Source organism: Staphylococcus sp. acrmy, from assembly GCF_022690565.1.
GTDB lineage: Bacteria > Bacillota > Bacilli > Staphylococcales > Staphylococcaceae > Staphylococcus > Staphylococcus caledonicus.
Window position 1 is genome coordinate 158,806 of the sequence record NZ_JALCVE010000004.1, and the last position, 21,204, is coordinate 180,009.

The following is a 21,204-nucleotide window of genomic DNA, read 5'->3' on the forward strand; positions in this document are numbered from 1 at the left end:
GATAAAATGGCAGTGGAAAAAAGAAATCCAATCCCAGTTAAAGAAGCGATTCAACGTGTAGTGAAACAATCTATTTTTATGGGTGAAACTAAAGTTAACCTTGAAGATAGTCTAGGTTACATTTTAGCGCAAGATATTGAGGCAACTTATGATATTCCACGTTTTAATAAATCACCCTATGATGGTTTTGCTATTCGAAGTGTTGATTCAGCAGGCGCATATGCCGAGAACCGTAAGCAATTCACGGTCATTGATCATATTGGCGCAGGTTCCGTGTCAGACAAAACATTAGGTAAAAATGAAGCAGTACGTATTATGACTGGTGCTCAAATTCCAGAAGGCGCAGATGCGGTAGTTATGTTTGAACAAACAGTTGAAAGTGGAGATACCTTTACGATACGTAAACCTTTTGAAGAATATGAAAATGTCTCACTTAAAGGTGAAGAAACGACGACGGGTGACATCGTCTTGAAAAAAGGACAAACTATTAACCCAGGAGCTATAGCAGTATTGGCCACTTATGGATATACTGAAGTGCCAGTAGTTCAAAAACCAAGTGTAGCCATTATTGCCACAGGTAGTGAATTGCTAGATGTGCATGATGAATTAGAGCCAGGTAAAATCCGTAACTCTAATGGACCTATGATTAAGGCATTAGCTGAGAAATTCGGTTTAGAAGTAGAAGCTTATAAAATACAACAAGACGATTTACAAAGTAGTATCGACGTAGTCAAAGACGCTATGGCTAAACATGAAATCGTGATTACAACTGGTGGTGTCTCTGTAGGTGATTTTGACTATTTACCAGAAATTTATAAAGCTGTAGATGCAGACGTCTTATTTAATAAAGTAGCTATGCGTCCTGGTAGTGTTACAACAGTAGCCGTAGCTAATGACCAATATCTATTCGGCTTATCTGGCAATCCGTCCGCATGTTTTACAGGATTTGAACTATTTGTAAAACCAGCTGTTAAACATATGATGGGGGCGACAGCCTTTTACCCACAAGTTGTTAAAGCAACGTTGATGGAAGACTTCACTAAAGCTAATCCTTTTACACGCTTTATTAGAGCTCATGCTTCATTTTCACAAAGTGGTGCGACGGTGGTACCATCAGGATTTAATAAATCTGGTGCTGTAGTAGCGATTGCGCATAGTAATGCAATGATTATGTTACCTGGAGGCACACGTGGATTTAAAGCAGGACATACAGTAAATGTGATTCTAACTGAATCCAATGCTTTTGAAGAGGATATGTCGCTATGATTTTACAAATCGTAGGTTTTAAAAATTCTGGCAAGACTACGTTAATGGAACATACGGTCCAATTTTTAAAATCTAAAAGTTTTACGGTAGCTACTATTAAACATCATGGACATGATGGTCAGGATATTGAACTACAAGATAATGATGTCGATCATATGAAACATTTTCAAGCTGGCGCGGATCAAAGTATCGTGCAAGGTAACTCTTTGCAACAAACGGTAACTAGAACCCATAAACAAAACCTTACTCAGATTATTGACGAATCTGTTACAATAACATGTAATATCATTTTAATTGAAGGCTTTAAGAATGAAGATTTCGATAAAGTGGTTGTTTACCGTACACAAGAGGAATTAAAGCAATTAAAGCAATTATCTCATGTGCGTTTTTGTTATCATTTTCAAGAAGAAAATGCTCTAGCAAATTATGAGAAATGGCTAACAGATTGGATTGAACAAAAGGACTGACATATAATGAAGCAATTCGAAATTGTTACTGAACCGATTCAAACAGAACAGTATCGAGATTTTACTATAAATGAGCATCAAGGCGCTGTAGTAGTCTTTACCGGACATGTAAGAGAGTGGACGAAAGGCGTTAAAACTGAGTATTTAGAATATGAAGCGTATATACCGATGGCTGAGAAGAAACTCGCTCAAATTGGCGATGAAATTCAAGAACGCTGGCCTGGCACGAGTACAACAATTGTTCACCGAATAGGGCCGCTTCAAATTTCAGATATTGCAGTATTGATTGCAGTATCATCGCCTCATCGTAAAGATGCATATCGTGCTAATGAATATGCGATTGAGCGTATTAAAGAAGTTGTACCTATATGGAAGAAAGAAATTTGGGAAGATGGATCAGAATGGCAGGGTCATCAACGGGGCAACCACGAGCAAGCTACTAAAGGAGATGTCTAGAGTGAAGGTAATGTACTTTGCAGAAATTAAAGAAATACTGCAAACTAACTCTGAAAATATTGATATTAAAGAAAATATGGATGTTGAATCGTTTAAAAAAGCGTTATTTGAACGCCACCCCTCAATTAGCAATAAAAAGTTTCAAGTGGCAGTCAATGAAGAATTCGTACAAAAAGAGGATATCATACAACCAACTGATGTGGTTGCATTGATTCCACCAGTAAGCGGGGGTTAATTGGGAAATGAAAGCAATTATTTTAGCGGGAGGCCATTCGCAACGATTTGGAGAAGCGAAAGCCTTTGCCAAGATTGATGGACAAATGTTCTATCAACGAATTATACAAACCTTAGAAGCGACAAATATGTTCAATGAAATTATTATTAGTACAAATGATCAGCTTGCTGACCAATTTGACTACAATAATATAGTGATAGATGATTCATATAACAAAGATAAGGGTCCTTTAGCAGGTATCTATACGGTTATGAAACGTTATAGTGATGAAGAGCTCTTCTTCGTCGTATCTGTGGACACACCGATGATTACCGGAAAGGCAATTAGCGCACTATATCAATTTATGGTTTCCAGATTAATAGAAGACCAAATCGATATTGCTGCTTTTTCGGAAAATGAAAAAGTTATACCAACGATCGCATTTTACAGTCCTTACATCTTAGAAATTATGCAAGATGCATTAGATTCAGATGATTATAGCTTAAAACATGTTTATCAACAAGTAACGACGAGATGTCTGGATGTTAAGGATATTCAATCACCTGAGTATTGGTATAAGAACATTAACTACCAACATGATTTGGACTCTTTAAAACAACAGATTAATAATTAAGGAGGCCCGCGTTTATGGTAGCACTAATCAAAGATAAATTAGGCCGACCGATCCGTGATTTACGTATATCTGTAACAGACCGTTGTAATTTCAGATGTGATTACTGTATGCCTAAAGAAATTTTTGGCGACGATTTTGTATTTCTCCCTAAAGATGAATTATTAACATTTGATGAAATGGTAAGAATCGCAAAAGTCTATGCTGAACTAGGAGTTAAAAAGTTACGTATTACTGGTGGAGAACCATTATTAAGACGTAATTTATATCAACTCATTGCTGAACTTAGTAAAATTAAAGGCATCGAAGATATTGGAATGACCACTAACGGTTTATTATTAAAAAAACATGGTCAAAACTTATATGATGCTGGTTTACGTCGTATCAATGTGAGTTTAGATGCCATTGACGATGAAGTCTTTCAAGCAATCAATAATCGTAATATTAAAGCTTCTACGATTCTAGACCAAATTGATTATGCTGTATCAATTGGATTTCATGTTAAAGTGAATGTGGTAATTCAAAAGGGAGTTAATGATGATCAAATACTTCCAATGATAGAGTATTTTAAAGAAAAAAATATTGAAATACGATTTATAGAGTTTATGGACGTCGGCAATGATAACGGTTGGGACTTTAGTAAAGTCGTCACAAAAGATGAAATGTTGGAGCTTATTGAAAAACACTTTGATATCGAGCCAGTCGCGCCGAAATACTTTGGTGAAGTAGCTAAATATTATAAACATAAAGATAATGGAGCGAAGTTTGGTTTAATTACTAGTGTGTCTGCGTCGTTTTGTTCGACATGCACACGTGCACGTCTATCTTCGGATGGTAAATTTTATGGTTGTCTATTTAGTACGGTAGAAGGTTTCAATATTAAATCCTTTATACGTTCAGGCGTGACTGATGAAGAATTAAGAGCGCAGTTGATTAGTTTATGGAACATAAGAGATGATAGATATTCAGACGAACGTACTGAACAAACAGTTAAAAACCGTCAGCGTAAGAAGATTAATATGAATTATATTGGCGGTTAAGAAAAAATATATTTTATAGCTATAACTCGGTGGATGAGGAATTGAAATATTCCTTAATCCTATACTGTGTTATAGCTTTTTTAGTGTGTCATCAGTTAAATATAATTATTAATCAATAAGCTCTAAATATCTTGGTAAAAACTATGGTTTAAGTATATGAATGTATAAAAGGGAGCTATTTTATGAAAATAATGAGGCAGATTAAATAATAATCTGAGATAAAATAAAATTTTTAATAGATTAAATTGTACTTCTGTTATATAATTTCATTAAGTAATTTTAACTGATAATTCAAATACCACATCTTAGAATCAACATTGGAGGATTGTTATTATGGATAATAAAGTACAACGATTTATTGAAGCTGAAAGAGAATTAAGTCAATTGAAACACTGGTTAAAATCATCTTATAAAATTTCTATCGAAGAATTTGTAGTTCTGTTCAAAGTTTATGAAAGTAAAAAAATCAGTGGTAAAGAATTACGTGACACATTACATTTTGAAATGTTATGGGATACAAGTAAAATCGATGTTATCATCCGTAAAATTTATAAAAAAGAATTGATTTCAAAAATACGTTCTGAAACTGATGAACGACAAGTATTTTACTTCTACAATGTCGCACAACAACAATTATTAGATAAAATGAAAAGTGAAATTGAAGCAATTAGTATTGCGAATTAAGAGGTTGGGACACCGTATATCGGTTTCCCAGAGCACAAATCATTAATGTTTTAGTCCCGAAATAAAGGCTTAGAGGTAATTCAATTATGAATTATCTCTAAGCCTCATTTTATATATGCGTATTCTATTTTATTTAACTTTATTATGTGTTTGGTTGTACTTTACGTCCATGTATTAAGCAATATAGCAATGTACATAAGGCAGCCACAATAGCCATAATTAAATATACTTGTGTATATGAAATCATGCCAGTAAATAATCCAAGTAGTGAAGGACCAAAGCCAATACCTACATCAAGACCAATAAAGTATGTGGAAGTCGCAATACCATACTTACTAGATGGTGATACTTTAATCGCAATCGCTTGCATAGAAGAAGATAAATTACCATAACCTATGCCTAAAAAGACACCTGATAGTAATAACATCCAACTGTTATGACTAAAGACAAGTAAAATAAATGTAATGATTAAGGCAATAAATGCGGGATAAACGACTACATTTTCACTACGTGCATCAATAAGACGACCTGCGATAGGACGAGTTATTAGAGAAGCCACAGCATAACAAATAAAGAAATAACTAGATGCTTCTACTAAATCACGTTGCTCTGCGAATGATTTTAAGAACGTTAAAATCGAAGCATAATTTAAACCAATAATCATCATTACGATAGCTACAGGTACAGCTTCTTTTGCGATAAAGCTATGAATATTAAAGTCAGACGCTTTAGCAACTTTTTCATCGGTTTTATTAGTAGAAGGGTTGAAATCTATATTGATAAATAAAGAAATAATCAAACTCAAAATTCCTAATATGACACAGATGATAAATAATAAATTAATTGAGAAAGATTTCAATAACAAAATACCAAAGAATGGACCAATAGCTGTTCCTAAAACTAAACTTAATGAGAATAAGCTTATCCCTTCACTTTTACGTTCTACAGGTGTGACGTGTGCTGCAATAGTCCCAGTTGCAGTAGTAGCAATAGCAGTAGCTATACCATTGAGTAAACGTATAACCATTAAGAACGTAATTGATCCAGGTATAAAATAAAGTAATTGAGTAATAATTAAAAAGATAAGTCCGGCGATCAGAATTTTCTTAGGGCCAAATTTATTGACGTATTTCCCCGTTCCAAAACGACCGACCAATGAGCCAACGATAAATAAGCCTACTACTAACCCAGCTAAACTATCAGAAGCATGGAAAGCCGTTTTACTATAATCTGCAATAATAACAAGTAATAAGTACATACATAAATAAACAAAGAAGTTTATAGTAAAGTTAACTGTAAAACTCTTTGTAAAAATAGGTTGCTTTAAATTTTCCGTTTGAGTCATTCATCTTCCTCCTTAGCCAACGTATGATGAAGTTTATTCATGGTAGAAATCATATTCTCTAGTTCCTCCATCGTAAGACCAGAGTTTTCGATGAGCGCTTTCTGTACAGGAATAATGTGTTGGTTAACATCTTCAAATAATGTTTGTCCTTTGTCAGATAAAGTTAAAAGCTTTTCACGTTTATCCTGACCAGGCGTTATAACTAAAAGATCTTTTTCAGCTAAAATTTTAATAATTTTGCGGGCAGTAGGTTTTTCGATAAAGCGACGTTTAGAAATATGTACTAAAGTTGTAGGGCCAGTATTTGCAATATCTCTTAGAACTAACCATTGACCTGGGTGAAGTTCAAATTTATCTAATATAAATTGCGTGCGCTTAATATAAGGACGATAAATTCCAATAAAACTATTGAAAAATTCATTTATAAGCATACAAGTAACTCCTTTTTAAAAGTTAGCTTTGCTAACTAGTTTTAATGACAAAAATTAGTATATGACTTATACGATTAAAATGCAATAGTAGAATTCATATGAAGTAATCTAGTAAGAGGTTTGATAAGATAGAGATAAGTAGAAATATATGTGAAGGGACATACTGCTAATGGAATTAAGATTTGATCATATTATTCACTATGTAGATAACCTTAAGAATTTTAAATACCCAGGGGAAATTTTAAAATTATCTTCTGGAGGGAAACATCATAAATTTGGAACGTTTAATCGTTTATCTTTTATCAATGAAAACTATATAGAATTATTAGATGTGGAAGATACTGAAAAACTGAAGAAAGAGGCAAAAACTGAAGAGGGACGTGTCGCTTTCGCAACTAAAATTGTGCAAGATAACTTTAAACAAGGTTTTAAAACAATGGCATTTAGAACATCCGATATCGAGGCGATTAAACAATCGTTAGAAGAACATCATGTGGAAACCATTGGTCCAGTTGAAATGCATCGTGAAAATAAAAAAGGTGATAAAGTTAAATGGAAATTATTATATATTGCTGATCCAGATTACATGGTTAAACCGCCATTCTTTATTCAATGGGAAGATAGTGAAACACAACGCAATAAAAAATTGGAATCCCTTTTCCAAAAGCAATTTAAAATCGATAAGATTATTATTGATAGTTCAAAACGTGCTAAGACATTAGCTAAATGGCAAACTTGGTTTAAAATGAGCGTTATTGAAGAAGGGGACAATTATACGGATTTACGATTAACCGATGATAACATCATCTACCGTATTCAAGATGGGCAACATTCAGGATATCGTACTGTCATTTTTAAAGATAAAGAAGCGACAGCCCCTTATTCCATCAATATTAAAGGAGCAAAGTATCGCTTCGAACCTGAAGATTAATATTTAGTAGAGATATACGTACGTGCTATGGGCAATTAAAGCAATATGGATAATAACTAGAATTAAGGAGATAGAACTTAATATTGTTGACATTCTAGTCGTTCTTAATAGAAGGAAGAAGATGGTTAATACGAAGCTCAACGCGACAAACATTACTCGTAAACTAAAATATGCGATAGTAAGTGGTTGGCTAAGTGTTAAGATAATAGCGATTAAATTGCATATGATAAATATAGTTAGAATGATATTTCTCAAGAATAAAACCTCTTTTATATAAAGTGTAAATTTAAAGTGCGGGTCGTTATTAAGTCTGTTAAGTATAACAAATTTGCATATATATTAAAGGAAATTGAACTTACGTGTCGTGTTTGTCGACACCTACTCAGGTAGATTGTATAATTGTAATTAATGTAAAGATAAAGGAGTTTTTTATAGCATGGAAAAGATGAACATCACTAATCAAGAACATGACGCATTTGTAAAAACTCATCCGAATGGCGATTTACTGCAACTGACAAAATGGGCAGAAACAAAACGCTTAACTGGATGGTATTCAAAGCGCGTCGCAGTTGGAGAAAATGGTGAAATTAAAGGTGTAGCTCAATTATTATTTAAAAAAGTGCCTAAGTTACCATTTACATTATGCTATGTATCTCGTGGATTTGTAACAGATTATAGTAATAAAGCTGCACTAGAAAAGCTATTAGAAGAAACTAAAAAAGTTGCTAAAGCAGAAAAAGCATATGCTATTAAAATTGACCCAGATGTTGAAGTGGATAAAGGGATTGAAGCACTTAAGAACCTTAAAGCTTTAGGGTTTAAACATAAAGGATTTAAAGAAGGCCTATCTAAAGATTACATTCAACCACGTATGACAATGATTACGCCAATTGATAAAACAGATGATGAAATCTTTGAAAGCTATGAACGTCGTAATCGTTCTAAAGTAAGATTAGCGCTTAAACGTGGCACAAAAGTAGAACGGTCAAATAGAGAAGGTCTAAAAACTTTCGCAGAATTAATGAAAATTACAGGTGAACGAGATGGCTTCTTAACAAGAGACATAAGTTACTTTGAAAATATTTATGATGCGCTCCATGAAGATGGTGACGCTGAACTCTTCTTAGTTAAGTTAGAACCAAAACCTGTATTAGAACAACTCAATCAAGAACTTGAAGAACAACACCAAGAAAAGACGCAATTACAAGAGAAACTTGAAAAGAAAAATGATAAGAAGACAACTAACAAATTAAAAGATTTAGAGAGTAAAATCTCTAAAACAAGTGAATTGAAAGATGAAATGGTTACCTTAGAACAAGAACATCCTGAAGGTGTTTATTTATCAGGTGCTTTACTCATGTTTGCTGGTGAAAAATCATATTATTTATATGGTGCATCTTCAAACGAGTACCGTAACTTCTTACCTAACCATCACATGCAATTCGCAATGATGAAATATGCACGTGAACATGGTGCGACATCATATGACTTTGGCGGTACAGATAATAATCCTGAAAAAGGTACTGAACACTATGGTTTATGGGCATTTAAAAAAGTATGGGGAACTTATTTAAGTGAAAAAATTGGTGAATTCGACTACGTATTAAATCAACCACTTTATCAATTAATCGAACAAGTTAAACCACGCTTAACTAAAGCTAAAATTAAAATTTCCCGTAAGCTAAAAGGTAAATAAAGTCATTTTTAAATAATTCTTATAATCTGAACGATTCTACAATTATTGTAGCGTTCAGTTTTTTTAGAAATATATAACCTATTGTTTAAGGCAAAATAGTAAACAATATAGGTTGCATAGAAGATAGGACATATATAGCTGCTACTTAATACTGAAAGATTAAATTGAAGTACTAATTTACGCAAAATATGTCCTAATCTTAATATGATAATTCACATTCACAAATCATATGGGACAATAATAGCAATATAGCGGTTTATAAGTTGAGTTAAAGGAAGTGAAGGAATGATCAAAAAAATGCTACAGTTTTCTCTTGGTAATAAGTTCGCTATCTTCTTAATGATAGTGTTGGTTATTTTAGGGGGCGTATATTCAAGCGCAAAGTTGAAACTTGAATTATTACCAGATGTTGAGAATCCTGTAATTTCTGTTCAAACCACAATGCCAGGGGCTACGCCTCAAACGACGCAAGATGAAATAAGTTCGAAAATTGATACTCAAGTCCGTTCTTTAGCTTATGTAGAGAGTGTTAAGACACAATCGATACAAAATGCATCCATCGTTACTGTTGAATACAATAATGATACAGACATGGATAAAGCAGAAGAAGTACTAAAAAAAGAAATTGATAAATTAGACTTTAAAGATGGGGTAAGTGAACCAGAATTAACACGTAACTCTATGGATGCTTTTCCAATAGCAGCGTATTCATTTACTAATAAAAATGATGATTTAAAAACAACAACGAAGGAAATTAATAACCAATTAATTCCTAAACTACAAACTATTGATGGCGTTCAAAATGCCCAACTTAACGGGCAAACAACACGTCAGGTAACGTTGAAATTTAAACAAAGTAAGTTAGACGAAGCGGGATTAACGGCGGATGATGTTGAAAACTACATAAAAACAGCCACTCGTGAAACACCGCTTGGACTATTCCAATTTGGAGAAAATGAAAAATCAATCGTAGTCGATGGTCAATTTAAATCAGTCGACGCGTTAAAAGATTTAGAAATCCCTCTAAATATTAGTGGACAAGGTCAATCTAGTGGAGACGACAGTGGCGCTGAAAGCATGAGTAGTACTGGGGATGAAGCTTCAACATCTAGTAGTAGTCAATCTCAAAGTAAACCTGCTTCTCAAGCTTCAAGTGGTAAGATGCCAAGCGTCCCATTAAGTGATTTAGCTAAAGTTAGTGTTGGCGACGAACGTGAATCTATTTCTAAAACGAACGGCAAAGATGCAGTAAATGTTCAAATTATGAAAGCGCAAGACGCAAATACAGTACAAGTTGCACATAACGTTCAAAAGAAAATAGATGAATTTGTTAAAAATAATAGTGACATTAAAGCTACTAAGACAATGGATACAGCGAAACCAATTGAAGACTCACTTTATACAATGGTTGAAAAAGCTGCATTAGGTACAATTGTAGCTATTATCGTTATACTGTTATTCTTAAGAAATATTAGAACGACAGCTATATCAGTGGTTTCAATTCCACTTTCTATTTTAATCGCACTTATTGCTTTAAAATTAAGTGATGTGTCGTTAAATATTTTAACGTTAGGTGCATTAACTATTGCGATCGGACGTGTGATTGATGACTCGATTGTAGTAGTAGAAAATATATATCGTCGGTTATCTGATCCACATGAACAACTTAAAGGCGATAACTTAGTTATAAGTGCTACGAGAGAAGTATTTAAACCTATTTTATCTTCAACTATCGTAACTATTATTGTCTTCCTACCACTTGCCTTTGTTTCAGGTTCGGTAGGGGAAATGTTTAGACCATTTGCGTTAGCGATTACCTTTAGTTTATTAGCATCGCTACTCGTATCTATTACCGTTGTGCCGGCCTTAGCTTCTACCTTTTTCAAAAAAGGAATTAAAACGAAACAACATGCTAATGACAAGCATGAAAACAACACTGGTAAAGTAGGTAGTGGCTATCGTAAAGTATTAGGATGGTCGCTTAACCATAAATGGATAGTGTTAATTATAAGTTTAGTTATATTAATTGGAAGTATTGGATTAGGTGCTACCAAATTAGGTACAAGCTTTATTTCAACAGGTGATGATAAATTCTTAGCACTCACTTATACGCCTAAACCAGGCGAAACTGAAAAAGCAGTACTCAATCATGCAGAAAAAGCACAACAATATCTTCAAAGTAAAGATAAAGTTAAAACGGTACAATACTCTGTAGGTGGTCCATCACCAGCCGATCCAACAGGTAGTACTAATAGTATGGCGATTATGGTGGAATATGATAAAAACACGCCTAACTTTGATGAAGAACCAGATAAAGTTATTTCTCATTTATCTAAGATGAAAGACCCAGGCGAATGGAAAAATCAAAACATGGGCACAGGTATGGGAAATGATTCTATTGAAGTAACAGTTAAAGGACCTTCAACTAAAGATATTAAAGGTACTGTAGCTAAAATAGAAGATAAGATGAAGTCTATCGATGGATTAGCAAATGTGAAATCTGATTTATCACAAACATATGATCAATATGAAATTAAAGTTGATCAAAATAAAGCGACAGATAAAGGGATTTCTGCTAGCCAATTAGCTTTAAATCTTAATGAAAACTTACCTGAGAAAACAATTACCACAGTTAAGGAAAATGGTAATAAAATAGATGTAAAAGTAAAACAAAATAAACAAACTGATTGGTCTCAAGATAAATTAAATAATATTGAGTTAAAATCTCCAACTGGTGAAACTGTAAAACTTAAAGATATAGCGAAACTTGAACGTACTACGACACCAAGTAAGTTAGTACAAGAAGATGGCGACTACGCTACAACGATTTCAGGTAAAGTCACTGCTTCTGACGTAGGCGGTACGTCAAGTAAGGTAATGAATGAAGTAGATAACATCGATAAGCCTAATAACGTAAAAGTTAACGTTGGTGGCGCTTCAGATGATATCAATCAAGCTATGAATCAATTAGCGTTTGCAATGTTAGTGGCTATTGTAATTGTTTATCTAGTCTTGGTCATTACATTTAGAGGCGGCCTAGCACCATTCACTATTCTATTCTCACTACCATTTACGGTCATCGGAGTAGTCTTTGCATTACTGATTACAGGTGAAACTATTTCTGTTCCTAGTTTAATAGGTATGTTGATGTTGATTGGTCTGGTCGTAACTAATGCCATCGTACTTATCGATAGGGTGATTACGAATGAGCAACAAGGAATGACTATGAAAGAAGCATTGTTAGAAGCAGGTGGCACACGTATTAGACCTATTTTAATGACTGCCATTGCTACAATAGGTGCGTTACTACCATTACTATTTGGACAAGACAGCTCAATCTTAATTTCAAAAGGTATGGCTGCTACTGTAATTGGTGGATTAGTATCTTCAACTATTCTTACTCTAATCTTGGTACCAGTGATTTATGAAATATTATTCACGTTAAAAAATAAAATAATGCGTAAGTAATCTTACGTAAATTGAGCTATGACTGTGTTTAATTACCATGAAGCAGTCATAGCTACAATACTGTGTTAGAAACGAAATTTAATTATGATATAGAAAAGCACCGCTCGGAGGGAACTTCATCCTTCCAAGCGGTGCTATTATGTTATGAGAATAAGTTCTCAGTATAATTTGAACTGACTAAGTATATGTTTAATACATTACGAAAGTTAAAATAATATAGATAACAAATAATATAATTGATAAGATGTTTAAAATTGAAACACCTTTATGATCATTTTTTAATGATTTGAACGCAGTAACCTCAACGTTACCTACTAAAAGTAATAAAACGATGAAGACCCACCAATTTTCAGCTGGAAATTGTAAGGTTGTAATTGCTACTACAAATAACAGTAAAATTCCCATAATAATACGTAAAATACGAGTGAAAATTGAATTCATTTTAAAAATACTTATGTAGCTAACAAAAAGATATAATACGGGTAATAATATTAGGTAAAGTTTCACCAGATGACATCCTTTCTACTATGACTAATAATAGCATGTTGTTGATTTAATGACTAGACGATGTAACACGCTATTTCTGACGTAATTTTGAACGAACTTCCGAGATTTCTTTCTCAATGTTCTCTAGTTGTTGTAATAAAGGATCAATATTTTGATTTAATGATTCACGCTTTTCAAGGTCATTTTGTAGACGTGTATAATCATATTTAAGTTCAGCTAATTGTGATTCTAAGTCCATAGTTAGTTTAACTCCTTTATCTTATATATCTTAATCATTAGAATTATAGCATGAAACAAGACACTTCTAAAATTTATGGAAATTGTGTTACAGTATTTAACTGTAATATTAAAGTAAAGCAAGAAAGAAGGGATATGTGTGACAGAGCAATTCGTAATGATTATCCTCTTAATTGTATTAGGGTATTTCTTAAAACGAATTAACTTTCTAAAAGCAACAGACAGTCAAGTGTTATCCACGCTTGTTTTAAATGTCACGTTACCTTCTTTAGTTATCGTTAATTTAAATAGTGCAGAATTAGACTTTTCTTTCTCAATCTTACCAGTAATGATGATTATTTACGGTATACTTTCAAAGATAATTGTCGTATGGCTATTTAGAAAATATGATAACCATATTAAAGGCTCAGTAGGAATGATGACAGCAGCACTTAACATTGGCTTGTTTGCTTATCCTTTAGTCGATGCAATTTGGCCGAAAAACGGCATGATATATTTCGGAATGGCTGATATAGGTGGCGCAGTAATTATGTTTGGTGTGACTTATTTCGTAGGAAGTTATTTTAGTGAGGGAGGAGACCAATTTAATTTTAAATTTTTAGGGAAAAAATTAATTACTTCTGTTCCTCTAGTTACTTACATTGTGATGTTTATTCTTAACATGTCTAACATTCATCTTCCTAAAGTTTCAATTGATTTCTTCACTATCATTTCTAAAGCTAATATGCCATTATCCATGATACTTCTTGGTGTGATGTTAAGCTTCAAAATTGAACGTCACTTCTTACCAATTGCAATCAAATATTTAGTTGCACATTATGGTATAGGGCTCATCGCAGGTTTATTAGTACATTATTTCTTACCTGTTTCAGATGATATGATTAAAACCACATTATTAATTACATGGTTACTACCAGTAGGAGTAGCTATTATTCCATATTCAATTCAATTTAAATACAAAACATTACCTTTAATAGGTATGGTGACAAATATATCTATTGTAATTAGTATCGTCATCTTATATGTATATCAAGCTATATTTATCTAAAAAATAAATATGTATTTATTATTAGCATAATGACAAAATGGGGGAGAATAACTAACGTAGGTGTTTAGGCTTCATTCATTTTAGTCGTTTATTGCCATAATAAAGGCTAGAACATTTTCAACTATAAATGTTCTAGCCTATTTATATATATATAAATACTTAAATAATCAAAGCATCTTGCATGGATATTTACAAACTTTATCCTTTACCGCCCATAAATGCAGGGTAGTTAGTCATACCACCATCTACATAGATTGTAGTGCCATGGATATAGCTTGCTAAATCTGAAGCTAAGAATAACGCAGCATTAGCAACATCTTGTGCTTCGCCAATTTCTCTAGCTGGAATCATTTCAATCGTTTCAGCACGTGTATCTGGATCCGAGAATTTTTCTCTTGTGTGTTCAGTCACAACGGCACCCGGAGAAATATTATTAATGCGGATACCATATTGTGCATATTCCATTGACATTGTTTCCATCATTAATTTTAAGCCACCTTTACTAGCAGCGTAATTAACATAGTTTGGCCAAGGAATGACATCATGCACACTTGAAGTATTAATAATAACACCTTTTTTATCTTCTTTTAAAAATTGATTAACCGCTTCACGTGAACCGATAAAAGCACCAGTCAAATTAATATCAATCACTTTTTGCCATTCATCGATGGACATTTCATGAGTAGGGATTGGCTTTTCAAACCCAGCATTATTAATCATGATATCTAATGTACCAAATTCATTCACAGCAGATTGAACTAAGTTCTTCACATCTGATTCAACGGCAACATCACCTTGAACAGCGATAGCTTGTCCTCCAGCGTTAGTAATTGTCGTTTTTATTTCATCAATTTCGTCTAAATGTTTATCAGAATGATAGTTTAAAACTACTTTTGACTTGGCTTTTCCAAAGTTTTCAGCAAATGATTTTCCTATACCACTACCAGCGCCAGTAATGACGACTACTTTGTTTTCTAATTCGGGAAACATTATAACTCCTCCTTAGCATTATTCAATTATTTTAAATTACCTAAAATAAATGCAGCGATAATAATTAATACAATACCTGACCATATACCAATCATTTGGCGTTTGTCTTTCTTCTCGCCTAATAGGAAGATACCGCCAAGTGTTGACACGATAACAAGTAATTGTGAAAGTGAGAAGCTAGTTGCTACACCCACTTTAGGTTGAGAATAGAACATAAACAAGTTACCAATTGCCCATACAATACCTGGAATCAAGTTTAAAGCAGTAGACTTGATGTTTGTTTCGTGTTTCATTGATAGTAAGAAACCACCAATGGCCATACCAACTGATTGGAAGAATAAAGCGTCTGTACCGCTAACACCAAAGATATCCCCGATGACTACATAACCTACATAGCCAACTGTAGAGATAAGTAAAATTAACATTGCTTTCTTGAATTCTGGATCATTAGATGTACCTTCATTTTTAGCGCGTAATGAAGTAAGTGCGATACCAGTAACTAAGAGAATCATTGCAACGATACCCATAGTGACTTGAACACCTGTACTCCATTCTCCTAAGAAAATGGCACTAAATAATGTTGTACCTACCAGTTGCATACCTGTAGAAATAGGCATTGTTTTAGATACACCAATTAAATTAACCGAACGCAATTGGTTACCTTGACCAAATGCCCATAATGCACCAGAAATTAAACCAACAATAATAACTGTTAAGTTATCAAATTCAGCTCGTCCCATTAATAGTAAAACGATACCGACGATAAGTGCGCCTAGCGTCGTACCTCTAATCTGGTTATACGGTCCGCCACCGACGAACACATTAATTAAAACAACACTACCCCAGAATAGAGCAGGTAATAACGCTATTAAAATATCAACGAATTGCATTCAATTCCACTCTCCTTATTTAATTACTAAAAGTGCTTTCCTTTCTTCTAACACCCGTGATGTATTTTATCGGAAATATTCATAAGTTCAAACGTAATTGCTCATTACATATTTATTTTAATAAAAATAAAAGAGTCTAGAGATGAGGACAAAATCTAGCTTTCAGACACCGTTAATTGGTTTCCAAAGCATAAATGATGATTGTCTCAAGTCTCTAAGACTCTGAGTATCAATATTTAGTTAAAGCAGTTAGGCATTAAAGACGGGCATGTGTAGCTTCAAACTTATACTTCTTATATTCTGTTTCAATTTCAAATCCAAGTTCATTAAAACGTTCTACAAGGGCGGAGTTTTTACTACGAATTTTAAAATAAACTTTATCAAGTTGATAATGGTTAAATGCAAAATTAATGGCGTAAGATAATAAATCAAAGGCAATCCCTTTTAACCTATAGTCACTATGAGAACTAAAGTAACGTATTTCTCCTATTGATTCAGTTGGATTGATTTGTAAATATAAATATCCTTTAAGCAATCCTTCACTTACAAATAGAAACAATCGATTATTATGGTCCAACGATTCGACAATTTCACGTGGCGTCAAGACATTATGTTTGAAAGTTTGTTCATGTAGTTTACTAAAAGCCCGTTGAAAACCAGGTTGATATTCAATAATATTTTGTGCTAATCCTGACTTATTTAAGGTTGAATACGCATTTAAATAATAATCGGTAAAATTGTAGTTTGCTCCAAGATGTTTCGTAAGTGTTTTAGAATCTTGAGTACATTCATTGTAAGAGAAATTAAATATAGATTCATTAGGTAATGACTTACGTAAAGCAGTAAACAATTCATCGAAATGATCTACTGTGAAGTTGAAATCTTTACTAACATAAGGGCCGACAACTTTAAACTTATTGTCTTCATATTTAATAGCGGTCAGTAGACTTTTGATTTCATCATCTTCTATTAGGCAAAATACTCCAGAAGACTTGAGTGTAGAAGTTAATAAACGTTCAACGTCTTCTCGAGAGATAGATAGTTTATATATATAAGACGCAAATTCATTAGAAGACGTTTGAATAAATGATACGATTTGATTTAGGTCACTTACTTTAACGATATTCATAGCGCACCTCCAGTTCAATATCAATCTATTACATTAATTATATTGGTATTTAAATGTAATTGAAAGTTTGGATTATTGTCTATCGTGTTACAATTGTAAGTATTGGATGATTGCACGTCTGTAAATATAGTTATTGTGAAAGGAAAGTAGTATGAAAACATTAATTTTAGCTGAAAAACCTTCAGTCGCACGAGATATTGCTGAAGCTTTAAATATAAAAGGTAAACGTAACGGATATATTGAAAATGACCGTTATATTGTCACTTGGGCATTAGGTCATTTAGTTACAAATGCTCAACCAGAACATTATGATAAAGCATTTAAAGAATGGAAACTTGAAGATTTACCAATTATTCCTAATAAAATGCAAACTATCGTTATTGGAAAAACAAGTAAACAATTCAAAACGGTAAAATCCTTAATTTTAAAAAACGAAGTCAAAGACATCGTTATTGCAACGGATGCTGGTAGAGAAGGGGAACTTGTTGCACGTCTTATTTTAGATAAAGTAAAGAATAAAAAACCTATTAAGCGATTATGGATTAGTTCGGTTACTAAAAAAGCAATTCAACAAGGCTTTAAGCAACTCAAAGACGGTCGCGCTTATAACCATCTTTATGAAGCTGCATTAGCACGAAGTGAAGCGGATTGGATTGTAGGTATTAATGCTACACGTGCACTAACAACAAAATACGATGCTCAATTATCATTAGGTAGAGTACAAACACCTACAATACAACTCGTTAACGCTAGACAACAAGAAATTAATCACTTTAAGCCTCAAAAATATTATACCTTATCCATAGATATTAAAGGATTAACATTCCAACTGAAAATGGATAAACGTTATATGACGAAAGAAGAGATCGACAACATCGCTAGTGAAGTTAAAAATAGTGAGGGAACAATTGGCTATGTTGATTCTAAGATTAAGAAAAGCTATCCAAAGCCTTTATATAATTTAACTGACTTACAACAAGAAGCTTATCAACGCTATAAAATGGGGCCAAAAGAAACATTAAATACTATTCAAACCTTATACGAACGTCACAAGATTTTAACGTATCCACGAACAGATTCTAATTATTTAACAGATGATATGGTAGATACAATTAAAGAACGATTACAAGCGTTGTTAGCTACCGAATATAAAGAACACGTGCGTCCATTAATAGGTCAATCATATTCGCCTAAGATGCGCATTTTCAATAATAATAAAGTTTCTGATCACCATGCCATTATTCCTACCGAAGTACGCCCCGACATCCCAAATTTAAGTAATAGAGAATTTAAAATCTATCAAATGGTAGCTGAAAGATTTTTAGAAACATTAATGCAGCCACATGAGTTTGATGCTATTAAAGTCGATTTAAATGTCGGGAAACATACCTTTGTATTAAATGAAAAGATTACACGTCGTTTAGGATTTAAGGCATTGAAGTCTAAAAAAGATGAAGCGGTAGTAGGGTCTCATTTTGAAAAGGGAGAAACCTATACGCTTCAAAATATTAAAGTGAACGAACATGAAACTACGCCACCAGAATACTTTAATGAAGGCTCGTTATTAAAAGCGATGGAGAATCCACAAAATTATATTCCATTAAAAGATAAGAAATATGCGAATACATTAAAACAAACAGGCGGCATAGGAACGGTAGCTACAAGAGCTGATATTATTGAAAAGCTATTTAACATCAATGCGATAGAGTCTCGAGATGGTAAAATTAAAGTGACAACTAAAGGTAAGCAAATATTAGATTTAGCTCCTCAAGAGTTAACATCTCCGTTATTGACGGCAGAATGGGAAGAAAAGTTACTACTTATTGAAAAAGGTAAATACAATCAACAACGTTTTATTAATGAAATGAAAGAATTTACGACAACGGTTGTTAATAATATCAAGAATAGTGAACAAAAATATAAACATGATAATCTAACGACTACTGAATGTCCGACATGTGGCAAATTTATGATTAAAGTTAAAACTAAAAATGGACAGATGTTAGTATGCCAAGATCCAGCATGTAAAACTAAGAAGAATGTACAGCGTAAGACTAATGCACGTTGTCCAAATTGTAAGAAGAAAAGGACATTGTTCGGTAGAGGTAAGGACGCAGTGTATCGTTGCACATGTGGTCATACTGAGACTCAAGAACAAATGGATAAAAGATTTAAAAATAAATCTAGTGGCAAGATTTCTAAAAAAGAAATGAATAAATATATGAAAAAAGAAGAAACGCTTGATAATAATCCGTTCAAAGATGCACTTAAAAACTTAAAACTTTAGTCAAAATCGAACTAAATTCCATATATTTGTAGAAAAGTTCGTTTTTACTATTGTATTTTTTAATAAGTAATATTAAAATATTAAAGTATTTCAAACAAAGGAGTTTAAAGCCGTGAAAAAATACTTTCAATTCGATAAGTATGGTACAAACTATAAGAAAGAGATTATCGGTGGTATCACTACTTTTCTATCAATGGCTTATATTTTAGCTGTTAACCCACAAGTTTTAAGTTTAGCAGGCGTTAAAGGTGTTTCAGGCGATATGAAAATGGATCAAGGTGCTATATTTGTAGCGACAGCTTTAGCTGCATTTGTAGGCTCTTTATTCATGGGACTTATCGCTAAATATCCTATTGCTTTAGCACCGGGAATGGGATTAAATGCATTCTTCGCATTTACTGTAGTGTTAACCATGGGCATTCCGTGGCAAATTGGCTTAACAGGTGTGCTATTCTCAGGAATATTCTTCGCGATATTAACCGCCACCGGATTAAGGGAAACCATTATTAATTCGATTCCTTATCAAATGAAGATGGCTGTATCAGCAGGTATAGGTTTGTTCATTACATTCGTAGGACTACAAAGTGCCGGAATTATCGTTAAGAATGATTCAACTTTAGTTACACTAGGTCATTTAACCGACGGACCAGTACTGTTAGCAATATTTGGTATTGTTATTACAATCATTCTATATGCACGAAAAGTACCAGGTTCAATCTTCATCGGTATGATTATTACTGCTATTGTAGGTATGATTACTGGTCTAATTCATACGCCATCAGGTATCGTAGGAAAAATTCCTAGCATCACGCCAACGTTTGGCGCAGCATTTGAAGCATTTAAAGATCCAGCTCAATTATTTACAATACAATTTTTAATCGTTATTTTAACGTTCTTCTTTATCGACTTTTTTGATACGGCAGGAACTCTAGTAGCAGTAGCTACTCAAGCGGGTATGATGAAAGATAATAAATTACCTAGAGCGGGTAGAGCATTATTTGCAGATTCTCTTGCAACAATTGTAGGTGCTGTATTTGGTACGACAACAACTACTTCATACATAGAATCAACGTCAGGTGTAGCGGTTGGGGCACGTACAGGATTTGCTAGTATAGTCACAGGGCTCTGTTTCTTACTTGCGTTATTCTTTAGTCCACTTATTGAAATAGTTACAAGCGCCGTTACTACACCAGCGTTAGTAGTAGTAGGTATATTAATGGCAGCTAACTTTGCTGAAATTGATTGGAAAAAATTCGAAGTAGCCGTACCTTCATTTATTACAATTATTATGATGCCTTTATCATATTCAATTGCTACAGGTATCGCATGTGGATTTATTTTCTATCCAATTACAATGCTAATTACGAAAAAACACAAAGAAGTACATCCTATTATGTATTTCCTAATGATTTTATTTATCTTGTACTTTGTTTTTGTACACGGCTAAACATAAAAAGAACTGCGTATTCGTGAATTTAGAATACGCA

General features: G+C 33.3%; 21 protein-coding genes. 13 read left to right on the plus strand and 8 right to left on the minus strand.

Going from position 1 to position 21,204, the window contains the following annotated elements; translation table 11 throughout:
* Window positions 1–6 precede the first annotated feature (6 nt).
* The 7 genes from FH144_RS05760 to FH144_RS05790 all read left to right on the plus strand — a co-directional run bounded on the left by FH144_RS05760 (window position 7) and on the right by FH144_RS05790 (window position 4,758).
* Entirely contained in the window at window positions 7–1,266 is a 1,260-nt protein-coding gene (locus tag FH144_RS05760) for a molybdopterin molybdotransferase MoeA (protein ID WP_242314334.1), read from the plus strand.
* Complete coding sequence (mobB, locus tag FH144_RS05765; protein ID WP_242314335.1) at window positions 1,263–1,733, plus strand: molybdopterin-guanine dinucleotide biosynthesis protein B; 471 nt, start codon at window positions 1,263–1,265, stop codon at window positions 1,731–1,733. The genes FH144_RS05760 and mobB overlap by 4 nt, the downstream gene beginning before the upstream one ends.
* A 6-nt stretch (window positions 1,734–1,739) precedes the next feature.
* Window positions 1,740–2,189: a molybdenum cofactor biosynthesis protein MoaE gene (locus FH144_RS05770; RefSeq protein WP_242314338.1), complete on the plus strand. Its 450-nt coding sequence runs from the start codon at window positions 1,740–1,742 to the stop codon at window positions 2,187–2,189.
* A gap of 1 nt (window position 2,190) precedes the next feature.
* Window positions 2,191–2,424: a molybdopterin converting factor subunit 1 gene (moaD, locus tag FH144_RS05775; protein ID WP_107506640.1), complete on the plus strand. Its 234-nt coding sequence runs from the start codon at window positions 2,191–2,193 to the stop codon at window positions 2,422–2,424.
* A gap of 7 nt (window positions 2,425–2,431) precedes the next feature.
* Window positions 2,432–3,037, plus strand: coding sequence for a molybdenum cofactor guanylyltransferase MobA (mobA, locus tag FH144_RS05780; RefSeq protein WP_242314340.1), 606 nt, complete (start codon window positions 2,432–2,434; stop codon window positions 3,035–3,037).
* A 14-nt stretch (window positions 3,038–3,051) separates the two neighbouring features.
* Entirely contained in the window at window positions 3,052–4,074 is a 1,023-nt protein-coding gene (gene moaA, locus FH144_RS05785) for a GTP 3',8-cyclase MoaA (protein ID WP_242314341.1), read from the plus strand.
* A gap of 333 nt (window positions 4,075–4,407) precedes the next feature.
* A complete protein-coding gene (locus FH144_RS05790; RefSeq protein ID WP_242314343.1) occupies window positions 4,408–4,758 on the plus strand; it encodes a transcriptional regulator, SarA/Rot family in 351 nt (116 codons plus the stop codon).
* A 142-nt stretch (window positions 4,759–4,900) separates the two neighbouring features.
* On the opposite strand, the gene FH144_RS05795 is transcribed toward FH144_RS05790, so the two are convergent.
* On the minus strand, window positions 4,901–6,103 hold the full coding sequence (locus FH144_RS05795) for an MFS transporter (RefSeq protein WP_242314345.1): 1,203 nt from the start codon (window positions 6,101–6,103) through the stop codon (window positions 4,901–4,903).
* On the minus strand, window positions 6,100–6,534 hold the full coding sequence (locus tag FH144_RS05800; protein WP_242314347.1) for a MarR family winged helix-turn-helix transcriptional regulator: 435 nt from the start codon (window positions 6,532–6,534) through the stop codon (window positions 6,100–6,102). Before FH144_RS05800 ends, FH144_RS05795 begins: the two co-directional genes overlap by 4 nt.
* Window positions 6,535–6,703: 169 nt before the next feature.
* Between FH144_RS05800 and FH144_RS05805 the strand changes: the two genes are divergently transcribed.
* Window positions 6,704–7,465, plus strand: a complete 762-nt coding sequence (locus FH144_RS05805) for a VOC family protein (protein ID WP_107506634.1) — start codon at window positions 6,704–6,706, stop codon at window positions 7,463–7,465.
* 3 nt (window positions 7,466–7,468) lie between these two features.
* On the opposite strand, the gene FH144_RS05810 is transcribed toward FH144_RS05805, so the two are convergent.
* Window positions 7,469–7,720: a hypothetical protein gene (locus FH144_RS05810; protein WP_107506633.1), complete on the minus strand. Its 252-nt coding sequence runs from the start codon at window positions 7,718–7,720 to the stop codon at window positions 7,469–7,471.
* 181 nt (window positions 7,721–7,901) lie between these two features.
* Here FH144_RS05810 and FH144_RS05815 point away from each other — a divergent pair, with 181 nt between their 5' ends.
* The gene (locus tag FH144_RS05815) at window positions 7,902–9,161 is read left to right on the plus strand and encodes a lipid II:glycine glycyltransferase FemX (RefSeq protein ID WP_242314349.1); all 1,260 of its coding nucleotides are present in this window, start codon (window positions 7,902–7,904) and stop codon (window positions 9,159–9,161) included.
* A 285-nt stretch (window positions 9,162–9,446) separates the two neighbouring features.
* The gene (locus FH144_RS05820) at window positions 9,447–12,629 is read left to right on the plus strand and encodes an efflux RND transporter permease subunit (RefSeq protein ID WP_242314351.1); all 3,183 of its coding nucleotides are present in this window, start codon (window positions 9,447–9,449) and stop codon (window positions 12,627–12,629) included.
* A gap of 189 nt (window positions 12,630–12,818) precedes the next feature.
* Here the strand turns inward: FH144_RS05820 and mspA are convergent, their stop codons facing one another.
* Both mspA and FH144_RS05830 read right to left on the minus strand, forming a co-directional pair.
* Window positions 12,819–13,136 carry a membrane stabilizing protein MspA gene (mspA, locus tag FH144_RS05825; RefSeq protein WP_107506630.1) on the minus strand — a complete coding sequence of 106 codons (318 nt, stop codon included), beginning with the start codon at window positions 13,134–13,136 and terminating at the stop codon, window positions 12,819–12,821.
* 70 nt (window positions 13,137–13,206) lie between these two features.
* Window positions 13,207–13,374 (minus strand): SE1832 family protein, encoded by a 168-nt coding sequence (locus FH144_RS05830; RefSeq protein WP_107506629.1) that lies wholly within the window; start codon window positions 13,372–13,374, stop codon window positions 13,207–13,209.
* Window positions 13,375–13,512: 138 nt separating this feature from the next.
* Here FH144_RS05830 and FH144_RS05835 point away from each other — a divergent pair, with 138 nt between their 5' ends.
* A complete protein-coding gene (locus FH144_RS05835; protein ID WP_107506628.1) occupies window positions 13,513–14,421 on the plus strand; it encodes an AEC family transporter in 909 nt (302 codons plus the stop codon).
* A 198-nt stretch (window positions 14,422–14,619) separates the two neighbouring features.
* On the opposite strand, the gene FH144_RS05840 is transcribed toward FH144_RS05835, so the two are convergent.
* The 3 genes from FH144_RS05840 to FH144_RS05850 all read right to left on the minus strand — a co-directional run bounded on the left by FH144_RS05840 (window position 14,620) and on the right by FH144_RS05850 (window position 17,430).
* The gene (locus FH144_RS05840; RefSeq protein WP_242314353.1) at window positions 14,620–15,411 is read right to left on the minus strand and encodes a glucose 1-dehydrogenase; all 792 of its coding nucleotides are present in this window, start codon (window positions 15,409–15,411) and stop codon (window positions 14,620–14,622) included.
* A 26-nt stretch (window positions 15,412–15,437) separates the two neighbouring features.
* Window positions 15,438–16,301, minus strand: coding sequence for a GRP family sugar transporter (locus FH144_RS05845; protein ID WP_242314355.1), 864 nt, complete (start codon window positions 16,299–16,301; stop codon window positions 15,438–15,440).
* 256 nt (window positions 16,302–16,557) lie between these two features.
* Window positions 16,558–17,430, minus strand: coding sequence for a GNAT family N-acetyltransferase (locus FH144_RS05850; RefSeq protein WP_242314357.1), 873 nt, complete (start codon window positions 17,428–17,430; stop codon window positions 16,558–16,560).
* A 151-nt stretch (window positions 17,431–17,581) separates the two neighbouring features.
* Here FH144_RS05850 and FH144_RS05855 point away from each other — a divergent pair, with 151 nt between their 5' ends.
* Together FH144_RS05855 and FH144_RS05860 are read left to right on the plus strand one after the other, a co-directional pair.
* Window positions 17,582–19,717, plus strand: a complete 2,136-nt coding sequence (locus FH144_RS05855; protein WP_242314359.1) for a DNA topoisomerase III — start codon at window positions 17,582–17,584, stop codon at window positions 19,715–19,717.
* A 112-nt stretch (window positions 19,718–19,829) separates the two neighbouring features.
* Window positions 19,830–21,164, plus strand: coding sequence for an NCS2 family permease (locus FH144_RS05860; protein WP_242314361.1), 1,335 nt, complete (start codon window positions 19,830–19,832; stop codon window positions 21,162–21,164).
* Window positions 21,165–21,204: the final 40 nt, after the last annotated feature.